Raw genomic sequence first — 20021 nt, forward strand, 5'->3', positions numbered from 1 at the left:
CGTTGGTGAGCACCGACGAACCCGGACCCACCGAATGGGTGGGCCGGGGTGATGCCGAGGTGGGTGTCGGACCGTGGGACGAGGCGGTCCGTGGACCCGTGCCCGACGACCCGCGACTGGACCGGGATCTGCTCGCCGAGGGGGACCGCCGCAACGTCGTCGACGCCTACCGGTACTGGACCCGGGAGGCGATCGTCGCCGACCTCGACACCCGACGGCACCCGTTCCACGTCGCCATCGAGAACTTCGGTCACGACGCGAATATCGGCACGGTGGTTCGCACCGCGAACGCGTTCACGGCGGCCGCGGTGCACATCGTGGGTCGTCGTCGCTGGAACCGGCGCGGCGCCATGGTCACCGATCGCTACCAGCACATCCATCATCACGAGACGGTCGCCGACCTGGTGGCCTGGGCCGCCGACGCCGGGTTGGCGGTGGTCGCGGTGGACAACACCCCCGGTGCCGAGCCCATCGAGACCGCCGAGCTACCGCGCGATTGTGTGCTGCTGTTCGGTCAGGAGGGTCCCGGCGTCAGTATGGACGCTCGGTCTCGGGCCGACCTGACGGTGTCGATCGCCCAGTTCGGGTCCACCCGCAGCATCAACGCCGGGGTGGCCGCGGGTATCGCGATGCACGCGTGGGTCCGCACACATGCGGACATCGACCGGGCCTGGCGTTGAGGAGCCGGGTGACGCTCAGGCTTTCGGCTGCTCGTCGACCGCCTGCGCACCTCGTGGTGCGGCGGATTTCTCGGCCCGGCGACGTTTGACGTACTCGAGAATGATCGGCACCACCGAGATCAGCACGATGACGATGAAGATGGGCTCGATGAGTTTCTGGATGATCTCGAACTGGCCGAGCCAGTACCCCAGCAGCGTGATGCCGCAACCCCAGATCACCGCGCCGAGCACGTTGTAGGCGAGGAAGACCGTGAACTTCATCCGGGCCGCACCGGCGACGATGGGTGCCAGTGTGCGGACGATGGGGACGAAGCGGGCCAGGAAGATGGTGACCGGACCGCGCTTCTCGAAGAACTCGTGGGCCTCGGTGAGGTACCGCTCCTTGAGGAATCGGGCATCGGGCGTGAACATCGTGGTGCCCGCATAGCGGCCGATCCAGTACCCGATCTGACCGCCGATGATCGCGGCGATCGGGATGAAGATCAACAGCTGCCACAGCGACGCGAAGCGCGAGACCTCCGCGGACTCGCCCGCCGCGACCAACCCGGCCACGAACAGCAGGGAGTCACCGGGCAGGACGGGGAACAATACGCCCGATTCGATGAGGATCACCAGCAGCAACCCGACCAGCGCCCAGGTACCGAAGTACCCGAGCAGGGTGATGGGGTCGAGGAAACCCGGGAGCAGTGCTTTCGTGGTGGTTTCGGCCAACGCGGTGTCGATCACGGGTGCCAAGGTTACCGGCTGATGCCTGAGGAGAACCTGAACCCACCCAACCGTCATACTGTGAGGTGACATGCACCTCGAGCCCATGAGGCCCGACCCGGTTGGAGGATCTCCGATGCCCATCGCGACGCCCGAGCAGTACGCAGAGATGCTGGACAAGGCCAAGAAGGGCGGTTACGCGTTCCCCGCGATCAACTGCACGTCGTCGGAGTCGATCAACGCCGCGCTGAAGGGTTTCTCCGAGGCGGGTAGTGACGGCATCATCCAGTTCTCGACCGGTGGTGCGGAGTTCGGTTCGGGTCTGGGTGTGAAGGACATGGTCACCGGTGCGGTGGCGCTCGCCGAGTTCGCCCATGTGGTCGCCGACCGGTACGACATCCTGGTGGCGCTGCACACCGACCACTGTCCCAAGGACAAACTCGACACCTATGTGCGTCCGTTGATCGAGATCTCGCAGCAGCGCGTCGACGCCGGGCGGAACCCGCTGTTCCAGTCGCACATGTGGGACGGCAGCGCGGTTCCGCTGGACGAGAACCTGGAGATCGCGAAGGAGCTGCTGGCCAAGGCAGCCGCCGCGAAGATCATCCTGGAGATCGAGATCGGCGTGGTCGGTGGTGAGGAGGACGGCGTGGAGAACGAGATCAACGACAAGCTGTTCACCACCCCGGAGGATTTCGAGAAGACCCTCGACGCGCTCGGGGCCGGTGACAGTGGGAGTCGCTACCTGCTGGCCGCGACTTTCGGCAACGTGCACGGCGTGTACAAGCCCGGCAACGTGAAACTGCGTCCCGACGTGTTGAAGACCGGCCAGGAGGTGGCGGTGAAGACCCTGGGCCTGCCCGAGGGTTCCAAGCCGTTCGACTTCGTCTTCCACGGCGGTTCCGGCTCGTTGAAGAGCGAGATCGAGGAGGCGCTGAGCTACGGCGTGGTCAAGATGAACGTCGACACCGACACCCAGTACGCGTTCACCCGACCGCTGGCCGGTCACATGTTCGCCAACTACGACGGCGTGCTCAAGATCGACGGCGACGTGGGCAACAAGAAGGTCTACGACCCGCGTAGTTACCTGAAGAAGGCAGAGGCCGGGATGGCCGAGCGCGTCGTCGAGGCCAGCAACGACCTGAAGTCGGCCGGGAAGTCCATCAGCGCCACGTGAGCCGCTGATCGGTGGTGGTGCGCGCTGCCTGCGGTCGTGTCGACGGCGCAGGCAGCGCGCGGGCAGCGCGTCTCCATACGCGTCACCAAGTGGTGAGGAAGTCGGCCGCGGGTCGCCCTCCCGACGGGTGATACCCCGGGGTCGTGGTCCAGGCTGGTGTTGAGACGGACTACGACGAGGTGGCGGTTTCTCAGGTGGGCAGGGCGCCGAAACAGGCCGTGAGAATCACCAGCACCGTCAGCATCAGTCCGCTGACGAGCATCACGCCGCCGTGCGAGCCGAAGAGCAGGTCGGGCTGCAACTCGTCGGGCAGCACCGCCTCGAGGAGCGACGTGGCCGAGTCGTCGGAGTCGGTCGGCTGCGCCGTGAGTGCCTGAGCTGGGTGCCCTTCGCCGGGCGACGGGACTGTGGGGTCGATCGCCGTCGCGTCGCTGAGCATCGTCACGATGTCTCCGTTCCCGATCGTCCGTCCGCGGGTCTGACCGGGGTGTGGTCGACTGTGGGTCTTCTCCTACAACGTCGATGCGCGGTCGCGGTGGCGACGAGAGGCGTTCGTGCGTTGGACCGAGGATAACCCGAGTCATGACCCGGGAGCACCATCGGAACACCGATCGCGATGCGATCGCAACGATGGTCACGCAGTGATAACGACGCCGTGCTGATCTGACGGTGACACCGTCTGGAGGGACACACTCAGCACGCACAGCCGAGGCGGGTGCCCGTCAGAGCATCGCGATGCCGACGACGACGCCGATCGCCAACAGCATCATGGTGACGGCGGCGCACACGATCTCCACCTCGGCCCGCCCCCACCGGTGCGTGGCGACCACGTCGAGGTCGATCCGTGACGAGCCCGCCAGGGCCGGGATGTCGGTGGTCGCCGTGATGTCCCGTGGTCGCGGAGGACGAACGCGAGCAGAGTGGTCCGGACGCGTGGTCGCAGGCGCCGATGCGGAACGACGGTGGCGTCCGGGCAGGGCTGCGTTCGGGTCGACCAGCACCGGGACAGCGTAACCGCGGGTCGGCGACTTCACCGGGAGGTCGGACAAGTCGCCGTTCACGATGCCCGCCGGCGGGCGGTCACTTGTCCCCGCAGACCTTCCACGATCCGTTCTCACGACGCAGGTCCAACCGCGCGTTCACGTTCTTCTCCGGCGTGGCCAGTTGGTGGGCGGTGACGTCGACCTGGGCCGCGTCACCGGCAGCATCGGTGATCTTGGACGCCTGGACGTCGGTCATCACGAACAGCTCTTTGCTGGCCTGCTGGGTCTCGAAATCCTTGCGGTAGTCCGCGTCACTGAGGGTGTCGTAGAACTGCTTACGACTGCCGCAGGTGATGCTCCGCAGGGTGTCGAGGTCGCCGCCGGAGACCGCCTTGCCGTACTGCAAGGCGGTGTCGGCAGCCTGATCCGCGGGGGGTTTGGGAGTGTCGGAGTTGTTCAGCAGGGCGACGACCACGCCGACCACCACCACGATCGCGACCGCGGCGGCCAGGACCGACCAGATCACCAGCCCGCGTCGGCCCTTGGTCGGCGTGGGTGCGGTCTTGGTCGCGGTGGGTGAACCGTCGGCGGCCGGGAAGTACTGCGGTGCCGCGGTACCCGTCTTCCATCCCGACGCGATGTCGTCACGATCGGTCTGCTGGGTCGTGCGCGTCGACTGTGGGCCGGGGTCCGGGTCGGTGGTCGCTTCCGCGTCCGCGGGTTCCCGTCCAGCCTCGGCCTCGGCGTCCGCGGACTCCCGCGACTCCGACCGGGGTATCTCGTTGGTCGTCGTCGCGTCGTATCCGTGATCACCCGACTCCGACTCGGCGTCCGGCTGCTCGGCGTCCCGATCCGTCTCGTCCCGGGTGGAGGTGGCAGCCTTGGACGCGGCTCCGGCGGCGACCGCGGATCCGGCAACCGCGGCGACGGTGCCCGTGGAAGGCGTGTCGTCCTCGGTCTCGGTGTTGGACGAGACGTCGTCGGCGGACTGCTCGGTGTCGTCGACCTCGGTGTCGGTGTCTGCCTGAGCGTCGTCGGCATCGGCACCGTGGCCGTCATCCGTTTCGGGTTCGTTCGCCTCGGGTTTGTCGGCGGCAGCCGTCACCACGGCGGCACCACCGGCGACCGGCGCGGCGACCGCTGCCACCGAGGTCGAGGTCTGGTCATCGTCGTCGTCGGTCTCGGGTGCCGACGCGTCCTTCGCCGGCCCGGGCTCCGGTTCGTCGTCGGCCGTCGTCTCGGCCTCGGGTTCCGTGGTGTCCGTGTCCGTGTCCGCCTCCGCCGAGGTGTCGTCGGCACCGTGGGCCTCGACGGGGCGGGTGGTGGACCCGTCCTCTGTCTCGTCGAGTGCGGGATCCTCGTCGCCGTCCTCAGACTCGTCCTGCGCCGTCGGCGTGTCGTCGGCACCTCGCGTCGACTCGTCGGCGGTGACCGTGTCGGATTCCGAGGTGTCAGATGCGGCGGCCGCGTGCTCCGTGTCCTGCGGCTTCTCGTTCTGCGATTCGCCGTCCTCGTCGGCATCGACCGCGTCGTGGTCCTCGGCTGCCGCCGTCACGACGGCGGCGCCACCGGCGACGGGTGCGGCCACTGCCGTGACCTCGCCCGCGGTCGTCCCGTCATCCTCGTCGGACTCGGACTCGGACTCGCTCGACTCGGATTCGCTCGGTTCGGCTTCGGCCGGGGCCGACGTCGTGTCAGCCTCGTCGGCCGGCTCCGATGTGGGCTCGGCCTCGTGGTCGGTGTCCGGCTGCGGCCCCGCCGGCTCGGCGGCCGCCGGTTCGGCCTCAGCGGGCTGCGCGTCCTTCGGCGCGGTGGCGCGACTGGCCAGCAGTGCGTCGGCGGTTGATCCCACGACGGAGTCGTCTGCAGTGGGCCGGCCGGAGTCGTCGCCAGTCGGACGGCCGGAGTCGTCACCAGTGGGCCGGCCGGAGTCGGGCCCGGTGGGGACCTGCTCGTCGTCGATCGGCCCTTTCTCGGACGCCGTGGGCCGACCCAGCCGGGCCGGGACGGCGGGTGGAGCGGCCGGGGTCTGGGATCCACGACGACGACGCCGTAGCGCCGAGATCGCTTTACCGACAACCGACTTGCCGTCGTCGCTAGGGTGTGACATCCCGCGTGGCCGCCTTCCAGCACTCGACCCGTGGCCCCTCGCAGGCCGAAACTGTGCCGCACCGGGACCTCGGGCGGCAGTGATACGCCGGTACAGCCTAGCGAATCGCCGGCGCCATGCCGTTGTGGCCGCTCCGGGTCGATGTCGGCAGTCGTCGTCTCGCGAACCCCCGACGTTGCACAATGGTCCGGTGACTTCTTTCGGAGATCTCCTGGGACCCCCACCGACTCTGCTGACCGGCGACGAAGACGCCGAATCGGAACTGCTCGACGGCGCCGACCCGGCCGCGGTGGCCGCGGCACACCCGACCGCATCCATCGCGTGGGCCAACCTCGCGGAGACCGCCATCGAGAGCGGCCAGGTCATCGCCGCCTACGCCTACGCCCGCACCGGGTATCACCGCGGTCTGGACCAACTGCGCAGGCACGGCTGGAAGGGCTTCGGCCCGGTGCCGTGGAGTCACGAACCCAATCAGGGGTTCCTGCGGTGCGTCGCGGTGCTGGCCCGTGCCGCCCACGACATCGGCGAGGAGGACGAGCACCTCCGCTGTCTCGATCTGCTCAACGAGAGCGATCCCGCCGCGGCGACCGAACTTGGTCTCGCTTAGCGAGCGCCTCCGGGGACTCAACCGGGCGCTGCCCGCTTCGGTCAATTCACGCACCCGGCGGTTCTGGAACTCGGCGTTGCCGATCGCGCAGTGTTCGCTGGCGGCCGGGATCTCGTGGTGGGTCGCCCTGCATCTGTTCGGCCATCCCACACCGTTCTTCGCGCCGATCGCGGCGGTCATCTCGCTGGGACTGTCACTGGGCCAGCGGTGGCGCCGCTCGGTGGAGATGATCCTCGGGGTCAGCATCGGCATCGGGGTGGGTGACCTGATCATCAAGGTCATCGGTTCCGGTGGCTGGCAGATCGGGGTGGTGGTGGCCCTGGCCATGACCGCCGCGGTGCTGGTGGACCGAGGGCCGCTGGTGCCCATGCAGGCGGCCAGTTCGGCGTGTCTGGTGGCGACGCTGCTGCCGCCCGGTGGTAGCGGCGGGCTCTACCGCGTGGTCGACACCCTGGTCGGTGGGGTCATCGGTCTGCTCATCGTCGTCATCATCCCCACCCACCCGGTGCTGCGGGCCCGTCGTGACGCCGCCGGGGTGATGATGACGATGAAGCACGTGGTCACCGACATCGCCGTCGGACTGCGCGACGGCGATGTCGACATCGTGGAGCGAGGGCTGGAACGTGCGCGGTCCACGCAGGGGTCCATCGACGCGATGCGCAGCGACATCAACGGTGGCCGCGAGATCAGCCTGCTCTCGCCGCTGTACTGGGGTTCCCGCGACCGGTTGTCCCGGCTCGCCGCGACCGCGGATCCGATCGACAACTCCGTGCGGAACATCCGTGTCCTGGCCCGGCGGGCGATGAGTCTCACCGAGGGTGGCGGTCACGTCAGCCCCGAACTCGTCGACCTCATCGAGGGCCTGGCGGGCTCTTTCGAGGTGCTGCACGACATGATGCTCGCCGACCCCGGTCAGAAGCCCGACTCGGCCGATGCGGCGCGGGTGCTGCGCTCGCTGGCCCGCAAGGCCAATCCCGCCATGGTCGTCGAGGGAGGACTCTCGGAGACGGTGATCCTGGCGCAGGTGCGTTCGACCATCGTCGACCTGCTGATGGTTGCCGGGCTACGGCGCGCGTCGGCCGTCGCGACCCTGCGGTGAGCCCGGTTCAGGGGGTCTGTGTCCTCGGTGTCTCGACGATGGGTTTGGCGAACGGGAACGCCAGCGTCGGGCGGATGGGGACCCCGGTCAGGGTCATCACCAGTCGATCGACACCCAGACCCAGACCACCCGTCGGGGGCATGCCGTACTCCAGGGCCCCGAGGAAATCCTCGTCGAGGGCCATCGCCTCGGCGTCACCGTTGGCGGCGGCCAGCGACTGCTCGGTCAGTCGGCGACGCTGGTCCACCGGGTCGGTCAGCTCGCTGTAGGCGGTGCCCATCTCCGCACCCCAACCCACCAGGTCCCACTGTTCGGTGAGGGCGGGATCGTCGCGGTGGCGTCTGGCCAGCGGCGACACCTCCACCGGGAAGTCGTAGTAGAACGTCGGGAACGTGGTCTGCTTCTCCACCAGCGCCTCGTAGAGCTCCATCACCAGCTTGCCCGCGGGCAGGTCGCCGGTGACCGCGACGTGGTGCCGTGCACAGACGGCCGCGACCTCGTCGGCCGGGGTGGCCGACGAGATGGTCGTGCCGGTGGCTCGCGATACCGCGTCGTGCACGGTGATCACCGGCCAGTCGCCGGTGAGGTCGACCCGCTCGACGGCGCCGTCGGCACCCGGGCGCAGGGCCACCGGGGCACCGTTGACCGCGGTCGCCATCGCGACGATCAGGTCGTGGGTCAGTTGCTGCATCGACCGGTAGTCGCCGTAGGCCTCGTACACCTCCAACGAGGTGAACTCCGGGTTGTGCGTGGCGTCCACACCCTCGTTGCGGAAGTTGCGGTTCAGTTCGAAGATCTTGCTCATCCCGGCCACGCACAACCGCTTGAGGAACAGCTCCGGTGCGATCCGCAGGAACAGGTCGATGTCGTAGGCGTTGATGTGGGTGGTGAAGGGCCGTGCGGCCGCGCCGCCGTGCACGGTCTGCAACATCGGTGTCTCCACCTCGGCGAATCCGCGTTGTTGCAGACAGCCGCGCAACGCGGCCACTCCCGCCGACCGCCGCTGCAACATGGTCACCGCGGCGTGGTCGACCAGGAGATCCAGCGTGCGGTTGCGCACCCGGACGTCGTCACCGAGGGTGGTGCCCGGTGCGGGGAGCGGGCGCAGACACTTCGCCGCCAATTGCCAGCGGTCGGCCAGCACCGTCAGTTCCCCGGTGCGCGTGGTCATCACCGTCCCGCCGACGCTGAGCAGGTCACCCACGTCCAGCGATGACCGGAACGCGGCGAGTTCGCCGCCGCCGAGCACGTCGGACTGACCAAGCACCTGCATGTCCGCGCCGTCCTCGTGCAGGTCGACGAAGAGCAGCCCGCCGAAGTCACGGACACCGCGGACGCGTCCGACGACGTCGATGCGGTGGTCGGTGTGCGTGTCCGCGGGGAGCCCGGCGAACTGTGTGCAGACCTCGGCGACGGCGATGGTCCGGGGTACGGCAACCGGATAGGCCTGCCTCCCGGACTCCTCCACCCGACGCAACGTCGCGTGCCTGGCCCGTTGCTGGTCGGTCAACCGCGGTGTGGGCGGCACCGAGTCCTTCGCGGGGAGTCGATCGAGGTCGGCCACCGCACAGCGGAACTCGTCGTCACGGGCGAGCTGCTCGGTGGGGGTCTTGGCGCCGACCAGGAATCTCGGCCCCACGTGCGGGAGAAAACCCTCGGCGACGCCGACGGCCACCGCGGCGCGCATGACCGTGAGCGACGGTGCGTAGCAGAGCATGCGCGGCAGCCACAGCGGACGGTACTTGTCGTTGGACTTGTACAGCGTCTCGAGTTGGTAGAACTTCGACGCGAAACCGAGGACCCCGTCGGCCAGTCGGGTCATCGGCCCGGCGCCGATCCGTTCGGCGTCGGAGAACACCGACCGGAACACGGCGAAGTTCAGCGAGATACGGCGGATCCCCGACTGCCGCGACCACTCGACCACCCCGGCGACCATGAGCTCGTTGATCCCGTTCTCGGCGTTGCGGTCCCGGCGCATCAGGTCCAGCGACAACCCGCGCCGCCCCCACGGCACGAAGGACAGGAACCCGCGGATCCGGCCCTCGGAGTCCACCGCGGTGATCAGCACACAGCGGCCGTCGCTGGTGTCTCCCACCCGGTTGAGGGCCATCGAGAAACCGCGTTCGGTCTCGTCGCCACGCCAGCGTTCGGCCAGGTCGGCGATCTCGGCGAGTTCGGCGGGGTTCAACTCGCCGTGCCTGCGGACCTCGGTGGTGTAACCGGCTGCGGTCAGTCGGTTGACCGCGCGACGCACCGGTTTCATGGTGGCCCCGCGCAGGGTGAAATCCTCCACGTGGATGATCGCCTCGTCACCGATCTCCAGCACCCGTAGACCCGCCGCGCGGTACACCCGCGATCCGCTCGCGCTCGCAGCGAGGACCGCCGCGTGCAGGCTGTGTGCGCGGCAGTTGTCCAACCAGGCCGCGACCGCCCCCGGCCACGAATCGGGATCGCCGACGGGGTCGGCGCTGGCCACACTGACGCTGCCTACCACTCGGAAGGTGACCGCGGCCCGGCCGTCGGGGGAGAACACCACCGACTTGTCCCGGCGGGTGGCGAAGTACCCGAGGGAGTCGCGTTCGCCGTACTCGGCGAGCAGTCGACGCACCCGCAGTTCCTCGTCGGCGTCGGCGAACTCGTTGTCGCGGTTGGCCCGCCACAGCACCAGCAACCCCAGGATCAGTGCCCCCGCCGACAGCCAACCGGACACCACGTAGATCCAGTGGTGCCCGAGGTCGCCCCGGAAGAAGGGGTCGTTGCCGGTCACCCGGTCACCGAAGGTGGAACGGAACGCCCACGCCGACTTCTCACCCCAGCCGCGCAGGGAACGGGGGAACAGGGTGGTCAGTCCGAAGGTGACGAGGAAGGACAGTGACAACCCGCAGAAGATGACGGTCAACGCCACCCGGATGGAGCGCCGGGCCAATCGGGCGACGAACGCCCCGCGAGCCCGCCAGAAGGTGATCATCACGCCCAGGCCGATGGCCAGCACGAGCACCGACGTCGCGGTGGAGTTGCGCCACCCGAAGTAGTCGTCGTGCGAGCTGATGTTCTGGTCGATGACCGTGGTCAGCTCGGCGACGTCGTTGACCACCGCGAGCGCCATGATGGTCAGGAAGGTGGTGTGCGCACCCCGGAAGCGGCGTCGCACGGCACCGCCGAGGGCCGACACCAGGCAGATCACGAAGATGCTGGGGTCGGCGGGGATGTTGAACACGCCCAACAGGTCGGTGGCGATGTCCACCCCGTCCCACCAGCGCAGCGGGATACCGATGAGAGAGACGATCGCGGCCAGCGTGAGTGCGCGTCCGGCCCAGGTCGCGACCTGGTCGGCGTGCGCGGGCGACATCCGGGCGAGCGACCGACGCCGTGACGGCGTCCTCGGATCCGCACCACCCGAGTCCGTCGCCGCGCCGGCGACGACCGGACGGTCGGCGGGCCCGTCGCGGTGTCGGGTGGATGTCATGGCGCGACGGGTCGGCGGAGGGTCACCGACATGATGCGGTCCACGACCAGCGTCTGCGCCGGCCTCCCCTCGGTGAGCAGCGACGTGTGGTTCTCACCCGGCAACAACATCACCTGACCCTGTCCGCCCGCGGCGCGCAATGCCGCGATGTAGATCTGCGATTGTTTGTACGGCACGGTGCGGTCCGCGGTCCCGTGAATGGCGGTGACCGGCAGGGTGGGATCGATGTTCTCCATCGGATCGACGGCGCGATAACGGTCGGACTCGCGGCTCGGTCCGCCACCGAGGACCCGTGACACCCGGGTGTCCCCGTCTGCGACGGCGGTACGCATGTCCAGCGGTCCGGAGATGCTGACCGCACGGATCGGCCGGTCGGCTCCCTCGGAGCGGAGCCGACTCGCCGCGTACACCGCGAGCTGAGCACCGGCGGAATGGCCGACCACCACGGTACGGGTGGGGTCGAGTTCGGGATGGGTGAGCGCCAGTCCCGGTACGGCACGGACCGCGTCGGTCACATCGTCGAACGTGGTGGGGAATCCACCGCCACAACCGAGCCTGCGGTACTCGATGTTGTAGACAGCGGCTCCGCGCGCCACCAGGTGTTCGGCGAACGGGCTGAAACTGGTGGCCGGGACCCGACACAGCCAGCCGCCACCGTGCACCAGCACGATGACCGGGATCGACCGGCGGGTGTGCGACCCGGTCGGCAGGTACAGATCACCCCAGTTCTGCGCCGGGTCGTGACCGTCGGCGGTGGCGTACTGCAGGCGTATCGCCGACGTCGGTGGGGGTGCGTCGGTGGTCCCGGCCGGATGCAGATCGGGGCCCGCGGGTTGGGAACCACCGCAGGCGGTGGCGACGAGGATCAGTGCCAGCGCCACGGCACCGTAGAACGAGCGGCTGCGCCTGGTCACCGACGGTGGTTCCGGGACGGGGGCACCCGCGACGGGGTCGGAGGAGCCAGTCGCGGCGACCGCCGGGTGGCGGCCAGAGCGGTTGGATACGCGATCACGATCGACCTGTCCGAGGAGTACGTGCGCGCACCTCCGTCGAGAGGTGCCCGCGGGCTGGGAGGGTGTCCGCCCGTCGAGGCGATCACACAGGGGATCGGCATCGACGGAGTCGGCGTGACCGTGATCCCGCGCCGTGTCGAACGGTGGTGGGACGGTCGCCCGCACAGTACCTCATCGGGGGCCGATCGGTGGTTGCCATTCATGCGTAGGCACGCATATATTGGCGAGGTCCGGTGAGGTCGACAGGCGAGAGGTGAACGGCAGCGCAATGGGCCACGATCACGGTCACGCACACCCCGGCGTCGACGCCCGGCATCGACGGTTGTGGCCGATGGCGGTCGGGGCAGGAGTCATCTCGACCTTCTTCGTCGTCGAACTGGTCGTGGGCGTGCTGGTGAACTCGCTGGCCCTGATCGCCGACGCCGGACACATGGCCACCGACGTCATCGCCATGCTGATGGGACTCACCGCTCTGCTGCTCGCCCGACACGGCGGTACCGACGGTGAGAAGACCTTCGGTTGGCATCGCGCCGAGGTGTTCACCGCGATAGCCAACGCGCTGCTGCTCATCGCGGTCGCGGTTTTCGTCCTGTACGAGGCAGTCGCCAGGATCGGCAGCGACCCCGAGGTGCCCGGACTGACCCTGATCGTGGTCGCGGTGCTGGGGCTCGCGGCCAATGTGGCGGTCATGCTGCTGCTGCGCGCCGACGCGAGCGAGTCGATCGCGGTGCGCGGGGCGTACATGGAGGTGTTGGCGGACGCCGTCGGATCCGTCGGGGTGCTCATCGCCGGCGTGGTCGCGCTGACCACCGGCTGGGGATACGCCGACGTCGTCGTCGCGGTGCTGATCGCGTTGTGGGTGGCACCGCGAGCGGTGCGGCTGGCCGTCGACGCCCTGCGCATCCTCGCCCAGCGGGCACCCGCCCACGTCGACGTCGAGCAGTTGCGCCGCGACCTGTCGGCGCTGCCCGAGGTGTCCGATGTGCACGATCTGCACGTGTGGACGCTGACCACCGGAATGGACGTCGCCACCGTCCATCTGGGCACGGACGGCGACAACGCGCAGGTGCTGGCGGCGGCGCGGCAGGTGCTCGAGAGTCACGAACTGGGCCACGCGACCATCCAGGTGGATCCCATCGACATCCAGCGGCAGTGCCATCGCGACATCACCTGGTGAACGCCCGCATGATCTCCGGTCGAAGTCAGCGCCAGAACACCACCAGGCCCCAGCCGTAGGACGCCAGCCAGCTCGGCACGTCAGACAGTTCCAACAGCCAGTAGACGACGTCGAAGAACAACCGGTTCAGCTGCGGCACCAACAGGATCAACAGGATCAGCAGGAACCCGTACGGCGCGATCGGGGCGATCGACCGTCGGGTCTGCGGTGACAGATACGGCTCGATGATGCCGTAGCCGTCGAAACCCGGTATCGGGATGAGGTTCAGTACCGCGGCCATGATCTGCAGCAGCGCCAGCATCGCCAGCGCCGCCCAGAGGTTGAGGCTCTGCAACGCGCTCTCCGGGCCGTACACCCGCACGATCGCCAACAGGACCACCGCGAACACGATGTTGGACACGGGGCCGGCCGCGCTGACCATGCTGCGCTGCGCCCGCGTGAACCCGGACTGTTCGACGTAGACCGCACCGCCGGGGAATCCGATGCCACCGAGCAGGATGAACAACAGCGGCAGCACCAGCGACAGACCGGGGTGCGCGTACCGCAGCGGGTTGAGGGTCAGGTAGCCCCGCAACTCGGCGTTCTTGTCGCCGAAGGCGAAGGCGGTCACCGCGTGACTGAACTCGTGCAGGCACAGGCTGACCACCCACCCGCCGAGCACGAGCAACAACGCACCGATGACCGACGTGGGGTTGCGGCCGGGTGCGGAGTGGGCGAGCAGCAGGCCGCCGGCGACCGTGGCCACGACCACCCCGCCGAAGACCGGACCCGGTCGGACGGCGCGGGCGATCTCCGCGGTGGTCGTCATGGTCGCGTGGTGATCATCGCGGGTCCTCCGGCCGGCTGCGCACCAGCCGCCAGTCCTGCTGGTGCCGGTAGAACGTCGACCGGGTGACCGGTCTGTCCGCCAGTATGCCGTCCCGTTCGACCAGGAACCCGACGCCGCCGGTCTGCACCGCCCGACCCGCCGACCATCCCTTCCGCCATCGGCGGTCCAGGCCGCCACGCACTCCGGGGGCGGTGGCCAGCGGTTCGATGAGCACACCGCCGATCTGCCCGTGCGCCAGCAGTGTGCTGTCCACATAGGTCTCGCCGGTGAACGGCGCACCGTCGACGCCGATGTGGCGGGCCCGACCGATCAGCACCGCGGCCGTGTCGTCGCGGATCAGCGGCAGGGTGTCGGCCCGACCGTGCACCGCACACGCCGCGGCGGCCGCACCGGTGGGCAGCTCGTGGGCGACGGTGGCGGGGGTCGGCGTCTGCGCCACGTAGCCGACCTCGACGTCCAGGCGGTCGGCGATCATCAGCCGCGACAGCACCGCGGCCAGGAAGGCGTCGGGGTGGTCGGGCCCGGCCACCACCACCAGTCGGCGGGGGCCGGTGGCCAGCAGCGTGCCCATCGCGTCGCGCAACGGTCCCCGCTCGCCGGTCGTCTCCGTCACCGCGTCGGCGGCCGTGGCCAGTACCGCGGGCAGCGGTTCGGTGACCTGCTCCGCCACCACCACCGCCACACCCACGCCGCACAGGGTAATGGGTGGGACGCGATGCGATGTGATGCAGTGAACAGGCGACCGAGCCAGTAGGGTTGTCCCACGGTTCCGGCGCTATACCGGGCCGGAAGGAGCGACCAGATGCCTGCGATCGTGCTGATCGGCGCCCAGTGGGGCGATGAGGGTAAGGGAAAAGCGACCGATCTGCTGGGCGGCAGACTGCAGTGGGTGGTCCGCTACCAGGGTGGCAACAACGCCGGACACACGGTGGTCCTCCCCGACGGCGAGACCTTCGCGTTGCACCTCATCCCGTCGGGCATCCTCACCCCGGGTGTGAACAACGTCATCGGCAACGGTGTCGTGGTCGATCCCGGTGTGTTGCTCGACGAGCTCGGCGGGCTCGAGGAGCGCGCCGTGGACACCTCCGGCCTGCTCATCTCCGCCGACGCCCACCTGCTCATGCCGTACCACGTGGCCATCGACAAGGTGACCGAGCGTTTCCTGGGCAACAAGAAGATCGGCACCACCGGCCGCGGTATCGGACCCTGCTACCAGGACAAGATCGCCCGGGTCGGTGTGCGGGTGGCCGATGTGCTCGACGAGAAGATCCTGGCCCAGAAGGTCGAGGCCGCGCTGGAGATCAAGAACCAGGTGCTCACCAAGATCTACAACCGCCGGGCCCTCGAGGTCGACAAGGTGGTCGACGAGGTGATGACCCAGGCCGAGGGGTTCACCCACCGCATCGCCGACACCCGACTGCTGCTCAACCAGGCTCTCGAACGTGAGGAGACCGTGCTGCTGGAGGGATCCCAGGGCACCCTGCTCGACGTCGACCACGGGACCTATCCGTATGTGACGTCGTCCAATCCGACCGCGGGCGGCGCCGCGGTGGGGTCGGGTATCGGGCCCAACCGCATCGACACGGTGCTCGGCATCCTGAAGGCCTACACCACTCGGGTCGGGTCCGGACCCTTCCCTACCGAACTGTTCGACCAGTGGGGTGAATACCTGGCCAAGACCGGTGGCGAGGTGGGCGTGACCACCGGTCGCGCCCGTCGCTGTGGGTGGTTCGACGCGGTGATCGCCCGCTACGCCACCCGTGTCAACGGCATCACCGACTACTTCCTCACCAAACTCGACGTGCTCTCCGGACTCGACACCGTCCCCATCTGTGTGGCCTACGAGGTGGACGGCGAACGCCTCGACGAGATGCCGATGACCCAGACCGGTTTTCACCACGCGGTACCCGTCTACGAGGAGATGCCCGGTTGGTGGGAGGACATCTCCGACTGCCGGACCTTCGACCAATTGCCGCAGAACGCACAGGATTACGTGCTGCGACTGCAGGATCTCGCGGGTGCGCACATCTCGTGTATCGGTGTCGGCCCGGGTCGCGAACAGACGATCGTGCGTCGCGAGATCCTCTGATCCTCCGCTCCCGGCGACGATCGGACCGCCGCGTCCTACGTGCCTGCCGCCGGTAGGCTGGACCCCTGTCATCCCGACGGAAGAAGGAGACCGCGCATGAGCCTGTACGCAGTAGTCGATCCCGCGACCGGCGAGGTGGTGGCCGAGTACACCACCGCCACGGACGAGCAGATCGAGGCGGCGCTCACCGCGGCCGACGAGGCCTTCCGCGACTGGTCGCGCAACAGCACCGTCGCCGACCGGGCGGGGTTGCTCCGCAGGGTCGCCGACCTGCACACCGAGCGTCGCGACGAGTTGGCCAGGATCATCCAGCGCGAGATGGGCAAGCCGCTCGACCAGTCGCTAGGCGAGGTGGACTTCAGTGCCGCGATCTACACCTACTACGCCGACAACGCGGAGAAGTTCCTGGCCGACGAGCCCATCGACCTCATCGAGGGTGAGGGATCGGCGCTGATCCGCCGCAGCGGGGTGGGCGTGCTCATCGGCATCATGCCGTGGAACTACCCCTACTACCAGGTGGCGCGATTCGCGGGACCGAACCTGGTGTTGGGCAACACGATCGTGCTCAAGCACGCACCCCAGTGTCCCGAGTCGGCGGGCGCGTTGCAGCAGATCTTCCTCGACGCCGGTTTTCCCGCGGGGGCCTACGTCAACGTCTACGCCACCAACTCCCAGATCGCCGACGCCATCGCCGACCCACGGGTGCAGGGTGTGTCGCTGACCGGATCCGAGCGCGCGGGTGCCGCAGTCGCCGAGGTCGCCGGCCGCAACCTGAAGAAGGTCGTCCTGGAACTCGGTGGCTCCGATCCGTTCATCCTGCTGTCCACCGACGATCTCGACGCCACCGTGGCGGCGGCCATCGAGGGGCGCTTCGACAACACCGGGCAAGCCTGCAACGCCGCCAAGCGGTTCATCGTCGCCGACGACCTCTACGACGACTTCGTCGCCAAGTTCTCGGCCAAGGTGCGCGAGACGGCCGCGGTGATCGGTCCGTTGTCGTCGGTGGCGGCGGCCGAGCGTCTCGCCGACCAGGTGCAGCGGGCCGTGGACGACGGGGCGACGCTGACCTCCGAGGGGGAGCGCGACGGCGCCTTCTACCCGCCTGCCATCCTCACCGACGTGTCCACCGCCGCACCCTCGTACCGCGAGGAGCTGTTCGGTCCGGTCGCGACCCTGTTCAAGGTCGGTTCCGAGGAGGAGGCCGTCGCACTCGCCAACGACACCCCGTTCGGTCTGGGCTCCTACGTGTTCACCACCGATCCCGATCAGGCGCTGCGGGTGGCCGACCGACTGCAGGCCGGCATGGTGTTCGTCAACGCCGTCGGTGCTGAGAGCATGGAACTGCCCTTCGGTGGCGTGAAGCGGTCCGGAATCGGGCGTGAACTCGGTCGTTTCGGCATCGACGAGTTCGTCAACAAGAAGATGATCCGCATCGCCTGACCCGGTGCGATGTCGGATTCGCGACCGTTGCCGATGGGCATGCTGCGCAACTAATGTGAGCGCATGACCACCTACGGTGATGCCCGATCGTCCGGTCTCGACGCGCTGCGTGCCCGCATCCGGGGGCCGTTGATCGGGGCGGCGGTGCTGGGCATCCTGCTCGGCATCATCGCTCTCGTGTGGCCCGGGCCCACCCTGTTGGTGGTCGCGGTGCTCTTCGGGATCTCACTCATCGTCGCGGGCGGATTCCGTGTGTCGGTGGCGGTGTTCGGGACGGCGCTGCCGTCGGGGTTGCGAGCGTTGTTCGGTGTGTTGGGCGTGCTCATCATCATCGTCGGGATCATCTGCCTGTTCGACCCCGCCGAGTCGCTGGTGTTGCTGGCCCTGACCATCGGGATCGGCTGGATCTTCCAGGGTGTGCACGAGCTGATGTCGGACCGTCCCCTCGGGGCGCCGCGCTGGCTGACCATCGCATCCGGCGTCATCTCGATCCTGGCCGGCATCGTCGTGATCGCCTCTCCGGCGCTGGCGGTCGGCACCTTCCTGACCCTGGGTGCGATCCTTCTGATCGTCGTCAGCGTGGCCAATCTCTGCACGTTGGCCCGTCGCGCCTGATCCCCCTTCGTCGGCGTCTAGTCCCGCTCGGGCTCCCATAGTTCGATCCGATTGCCCTCGGGGTCGACGATCGATGCGAACACGCCGACGCCGGGCATCACCTCCGGCGGGCTCGAGATGGTCACTCCTTCGCGGCGAAGACGTTCCACGACGGCGCCGAGATCATCGACCCGGAGGTTCAGCATCGTCTGCTGCGTGCGGGACCCGAAATAGTCGGTGTCCGAAGCGAAGAAGCCGAACACGGTGGGCCCGGCGTCCTGGCGCCACATCCCCGTGTGGTCGAAAGCCAGACCGAGGCGGTCCCGGTACCACGCACCCAACGCGCTCGGGTCCGTTGCCCGGAGAAAGTACCCACCGATTCCGCTGATGTGCTCCATCCGCTCGACTCTATGCACTCGGCTGGTGCGAGCGTTGCGGACGATCGACGCGGTATGTTCACCACGGCGCACGAGCGTCTCGTGACGAGTGCGGCAACGGCGGAGGACGATGCGGATACTGCGCAAGGACCGCGACTTCGGTTCGATCCTGTTGGGATCGGTCAACGAGAGCCCCCGCAGGCAACGGGTCCGCATCCAGATCCTGATCTCCGCCTCGATCCTCCTGTCCAACGCCATCGGTGCCACTGCGGCCATCGCGCTCACCACCATCGGTATCCCGGAACCGAGCCTGAATCGAACGGACGTCATCTGGATCAGCGCCGGGGTGCTGCCGATCTACATCGCAGCAGCATTCGTCCTCGGGCTGTTCCTCGGTACCCGCCGGGTGGTGCGGCAACTCCGCTGGACCTATACCGGCGGCACACCGACGAAGAAGGATGCCAAGAACGCGTTGCGGGCACCCGCGCGGCTGACCCGGCTCGTGTCGTCGTTCTGGGTGATCGCGACGGCGCTGTTCACCTCGCTGTACGGCTCTGTCGACCCCAACCTGATCCCCAAGGTGCTGCTGGTGGTCGCGCTCTGCGGCATCGTGGTCTGCGCCATCTGCTACATCCTCGTCGAGTTCTCGCTGCGACCCGTGGCGGCGAAGGTCATCAGCGCCGGTGTCACCGGACCCGGACGACGTGGGCGGCTGCGTACCCGCACCTTCAACTCCTGGTTGATCGGTTCCGGGGTGCCCATCTCCGGGATCTTCATGGTCGTCTTGTTCGGTGTCCTTCGTGAGCAGACCAGCAAGACCGACGTCTTCGTCGGCGTCACCGTCATCGCGGCCATCGCCGTGGGTACCGGTCTGCTGCTGACCTGGCTCAACGGGATGGCCATCCAGGGTCCGGTGAACTCGGTGCGGTCAGCCATGAAACAGGTCCGTCGCGGCCACACCGACGAGGAGGTGGTGGTCTACGACGGCTCCGAACTAGGCGAGCTGCAAGCGGGGTTCAACGCGATGGTCGGCGGCCTGCGGGAGCGGGAACGACTGCGAGACCTGTTCGGCAGACATGTCGGACAGGACGTCGCCGACGCGGCGCTGAGCGCCGAGGCCGAACTCGGCGGTATCGAGAAGACCGTGGCGGTGATGTTCGTCGATGTCATCGGGTCCACCGGGCTGGCCAGCGACCGTCGGCCGACCGAGGTGGTGAGCATCCTCAACGGATTCTTCGAGGTCATCGTCACCGAGGTGGAACGTCACCATGGGCTGGTCAACAAGTTCGAGGGCGACGCGGTGCTCGCCATCTTCGGCGCCCCGATCGAGTTGTCCGACCCCGCCGGTGCGGCGCTGGCCACCGCGCGGGGCATAGCGGCCCGCCTGCCCGGCGAGGTGCCCGACCTGTCCGCGGGCATCGGGGTGAGTTTCGGACCGGCCGTGGCGGGCAACGTCGGCGCCATCCAGCGGTTCGAGTACACGGTCATCGGCGACCCGGTGAACGAAGCGGCCCGGCTCAGCGAGTTGGCCAAACGCGCGCCCGACCAGCCCCTCGCGTCGGGGCGATGTGTGGACGCGGCCGACGGTCGCGAGGGCGAGCGCTGGTCCGCCGAGGAGGAGGTCACCCTGCGCGGTCGCGGCGAGCCGACACAGGTGTTCGCCTCACGCTGACGG

18 protein-coding genes are annotated in these 20021 nt (G+C 68.5%); 9 read left to right on the forward strand and 9 right to left on the reverse strand.

Annotated elements, in window-relative coordinates; translation table 11 throughout:
• The first annotated feature begins 5 nt into the window (after positions 1-5).
• Positions 6-680 carry a TrmH family RNA methyltransferase gene (locus BW971_RS01290; RefSeq protein ID WP_234974155.1) on the forward strand — a complete coding sequence of 225 codons (675 nt, stop codon included), beginning with the start codon at positions 6-8 and terminating at the stop codon, positions 678-680.
• 15 nt (positions 681-695) lie between these two features.
• On the opposite strand, the gene BW971_RS01295 is transcribed toward BW971_RS01290, so the two are convergent.
• The gene (locus tag BW971_RS01295; protein ID WP_076475806.1) at positions 696-1406 is read right to left on the reverse strand and encodes a DedA family protein; all 711 of its coding nucleotides are present in this window, start codon (positions 1404-1406) and stop codon (positions 696-698) included.
• Positions 1407-1521: 115 nt separating this feature from the next.
• Here BW971_RS01295 and fbaA point away from each other — a divergent pair, with 115 nt between their 5' ends.
• Positions 1522-2562 (forward strand): class II fructose-bisphosphate aldolase, encoded by a 1041-nt coding sequence (fbaA, locus tag BW971_RS01300; RefSeq protein WP_076475808.1) that lies wholly within the window; start codon positions 1522-1524, stop codon positions 2560-2562.
• 190 nt (positions 2563-2752) lie between these two features.
• On the opposite strand, the gene BW971_RS01305 is transcribed toward fbaA, so the two are convergent.
• From BW971_RS01305 to BW971_RS01315, 3 genes are all read right to left on the reverse strand, one after another.
• On the reverse strand, positions 2753-3007 hold the full coding sequence (locus tag BW971_RS01305; protein WP_076475810.1) for a hypothetical protein: 255 nt from the start codon (positions 3005-3007) through the stop codon (positions 2753-2755).
• Between the two features lie 277 nt (positions 3008-3284).
• Positions 3285-3623 carry a hypothetical protein gene (locus BW971_RS01310; protein ID WP_076475812.1) on the reverse strand — a complete coding sequence of 113 codons (339 nt, stop codon included), beginning with the start codon at positions 3621-3623 and terminating at the stop codon, positions 3285-3287.
• A 19-nt stretch (positions 3624-3642) separates the two neighbouring features.
• Positions 3643-5655, reverse strand: coding sequence for an Rv0361 family membrane protein (locus tag BW971_RS01315; protein ID WP_076475814.1), 2013 nt, complete (start codon positions 5653-5655; stop codon positions 3643-3645).
• A 190-nt stretch (positions 5656-5845) separates the two neighbouring features.
• Between BW971_RS01315 and BW971_RS01320 the strand changes: the two genes are divergently transcribed.
• Together BW971_RS01320 and BW971_RS01325 are read left to right on the forward strand one after the other, a co-directional pair.
• On the forward strand, positions 5846-6262 hold the full coding sequence (locus BW971_RS01320) for a DUF3151 domain-containing protein (RefSeq protein WP_076475816.1): 417 nt from the start codon (positions 5846-5848) through the stop codon (positions 6260-6262).
• On the forward strand, positions 6249-7361 hold the full coding sequence (locus tag BW971_RS01325; RefSeq protein ID WP_076475818.1) for an FUSC family protein: 1113 nt from the start codon (positions 6249-6251) through the stop codon (positions 7359-7361). The genes BW971_RS01320 and BW971_RS01325 overlap by 14 nt, the downstream gene beginning before the upstream one ends.
• A 7-nt stretch (positions 7362-7368) precedes the next feature.
• Here the strand turns inward: BW971_RS01325 and lysX are convergent, their stop codons facing one another.
• Both lysX and BW971_RS01335 read right to left on the reverse strand, forming a co-directional pair.
• Positions 7369-10827: a bifunctional lysylphosphatidylglycerol synthetase/lysine--tRNA ligase LysX gene (lysX, locus tag BW971_RS01330; RefSeq protein ID WP_083709154.1), complete on the reverse strand. Its 3459-nt coding sequence runs from the start codon at positions 10825-10827 to the stop codon at positions 7369-7371.
• Positions 10824-11741: an alpha/beta hydrolase family protein gene (locus BW971_RS01335; RefSeq protein WP_076476306.1), complete on the reverse strand. Its 918-nt coding sequence runs from the start codon at positions 11739-11741 to the stop codon at positions 10824-10826. Before BW971_RS01335 ends, lysX begins: the two co-directional genes overlap by 4 nt.
• A 367-nt stretch (positions 11742-12108) precedes the next feature.
• Here BW971_RS01335 and BW971_RS01340 point away from each other — a divergent pair, with 367 nt between their 5' ends.
• Positions 12109-13017, forward strand: coding sequence for a cation diffusion facilitator family transporter (locus BW971_RS01340; RefSeq protein ID WP_076475820.1), 909 nt, complete (start codon positions 12109-12111; stop codon positions 13015-13017).
• A gap of 25 nt (positions 13018-13042) precedes the next feature.
• On the opposite strand, the gene BW971_RS01345 is transcribed toward BW971_RS01340, so the two are convergent.
• Both BW971_RS01345 and BW971_RS01350 read right to left on the reverse strand, forming a co-directional pair.
• Positions 13043-13825, reverse strand: a complete 783-nt coding sequence (locus tag BW971_RS01345; RefSeq protein ID WP_076475822.1) for a site-2 protease family protein — start codon at positions 13823-13825, stop codon at positions 13043-13045.
• 13 nt (positions 13826-13838) lie between these two features.
• Positions 13839-14534, reverse strand: coding sequence for a hypothetical protein (locus BW971_RS01350; RefSeq protein WP_143690151.1), 696 nt, complete (start codon positions 14532-14534; stop codon positions 13839-13841).
• A gap of 114 nt (positions 14535-14648) precedes the next feature.
• On the opposite strand from BW971_RS01350, the gene BW971_RS01355 reads away from it, so the two are divergent.
• The 3 genes from BW971_RS01355 to BW971_RS01365 all read left to right on the forward strand — a co-directional run bounded on the left by BW971_RS01355 (position 14649) and on the right by BW971_RS01365 (position 17990).
• A complete protein-coding gene (locus BW971_RS01355; protein WP_076475824.1) occupies positions 14649-15935 on the forward strand; it encodes an adenylosuccinate synthase in 1287 nt (428 codons plus the stop codon).
• A gap of 96 nt (positions 15936-16031) precedes the next feature.
• Positions 16032-17375, forward strand: a complete 1344-nt coding sequence (locus BW971_RS01360; protein ID WP_076475826.1) for an NAD-dependent succinate-semialdehyde dehydrogenase — start codon at positions 16032-16034, stop codon at positions 17373-17375.
• Positions 17376-17438: 63 nt separating this feature from the next.
• On the forward strand, positions 17439-17990 hold the full coding sequence (locus tag BW971_RS01365) for an HdeD family acid-resistance protein (RefSeq protein WP_076475828.1): 552 nt from the start codon (positions 17439-17441) through the stop codon (positions 17988-17990).
• Positions 17991-18007: 17 nt separating this feature from the next.
• Here BW971_RS01365 and BW971_RS01370 read toward each other — a convergent pair whose 3' ends face one another.
• On the reverse strand, positions 18008-18367 hold the full coding sequence (locus tag BW971_RS01370) for a VOC family protein (RefSeq protein WP_076475830.1): 360 nt from the start codon (positions 18365-18367) through the stop codon (positions 18008-18010).
• Positions 18368-18476: 109 nt separating this feature from the next.
• On the opposite strand from BW971_RS01370, the gene BW971_RS01375 reads away from it, so the two are divergent.
• Positions 18477-20018 carry an adenylate/guanylate cyclase domain-containing protein gene (locus tag BW971_RS01375; RefSeq protein WP_076475832.1) on the forward strand — a complete coding sequence of 514 codons (1542 nt, stop codon included), beginning with the start codon at positions 18477-18479 and terminating at the stop codon, positions 20016-20018.
• The last annotated feature ends 3 nt before the right edge of the window (positions 20019-20021 follow it).

The sequence above is a fragment of the Williamsia sterculiae genome (assembly GCF_900156495.1).
GTDB lineage: Bacteria > Actinomycetota > Actinomycetes > Mycobacteriales > Mycobacteriaceae > Williamsia_B > Williamsia_B sterculiae.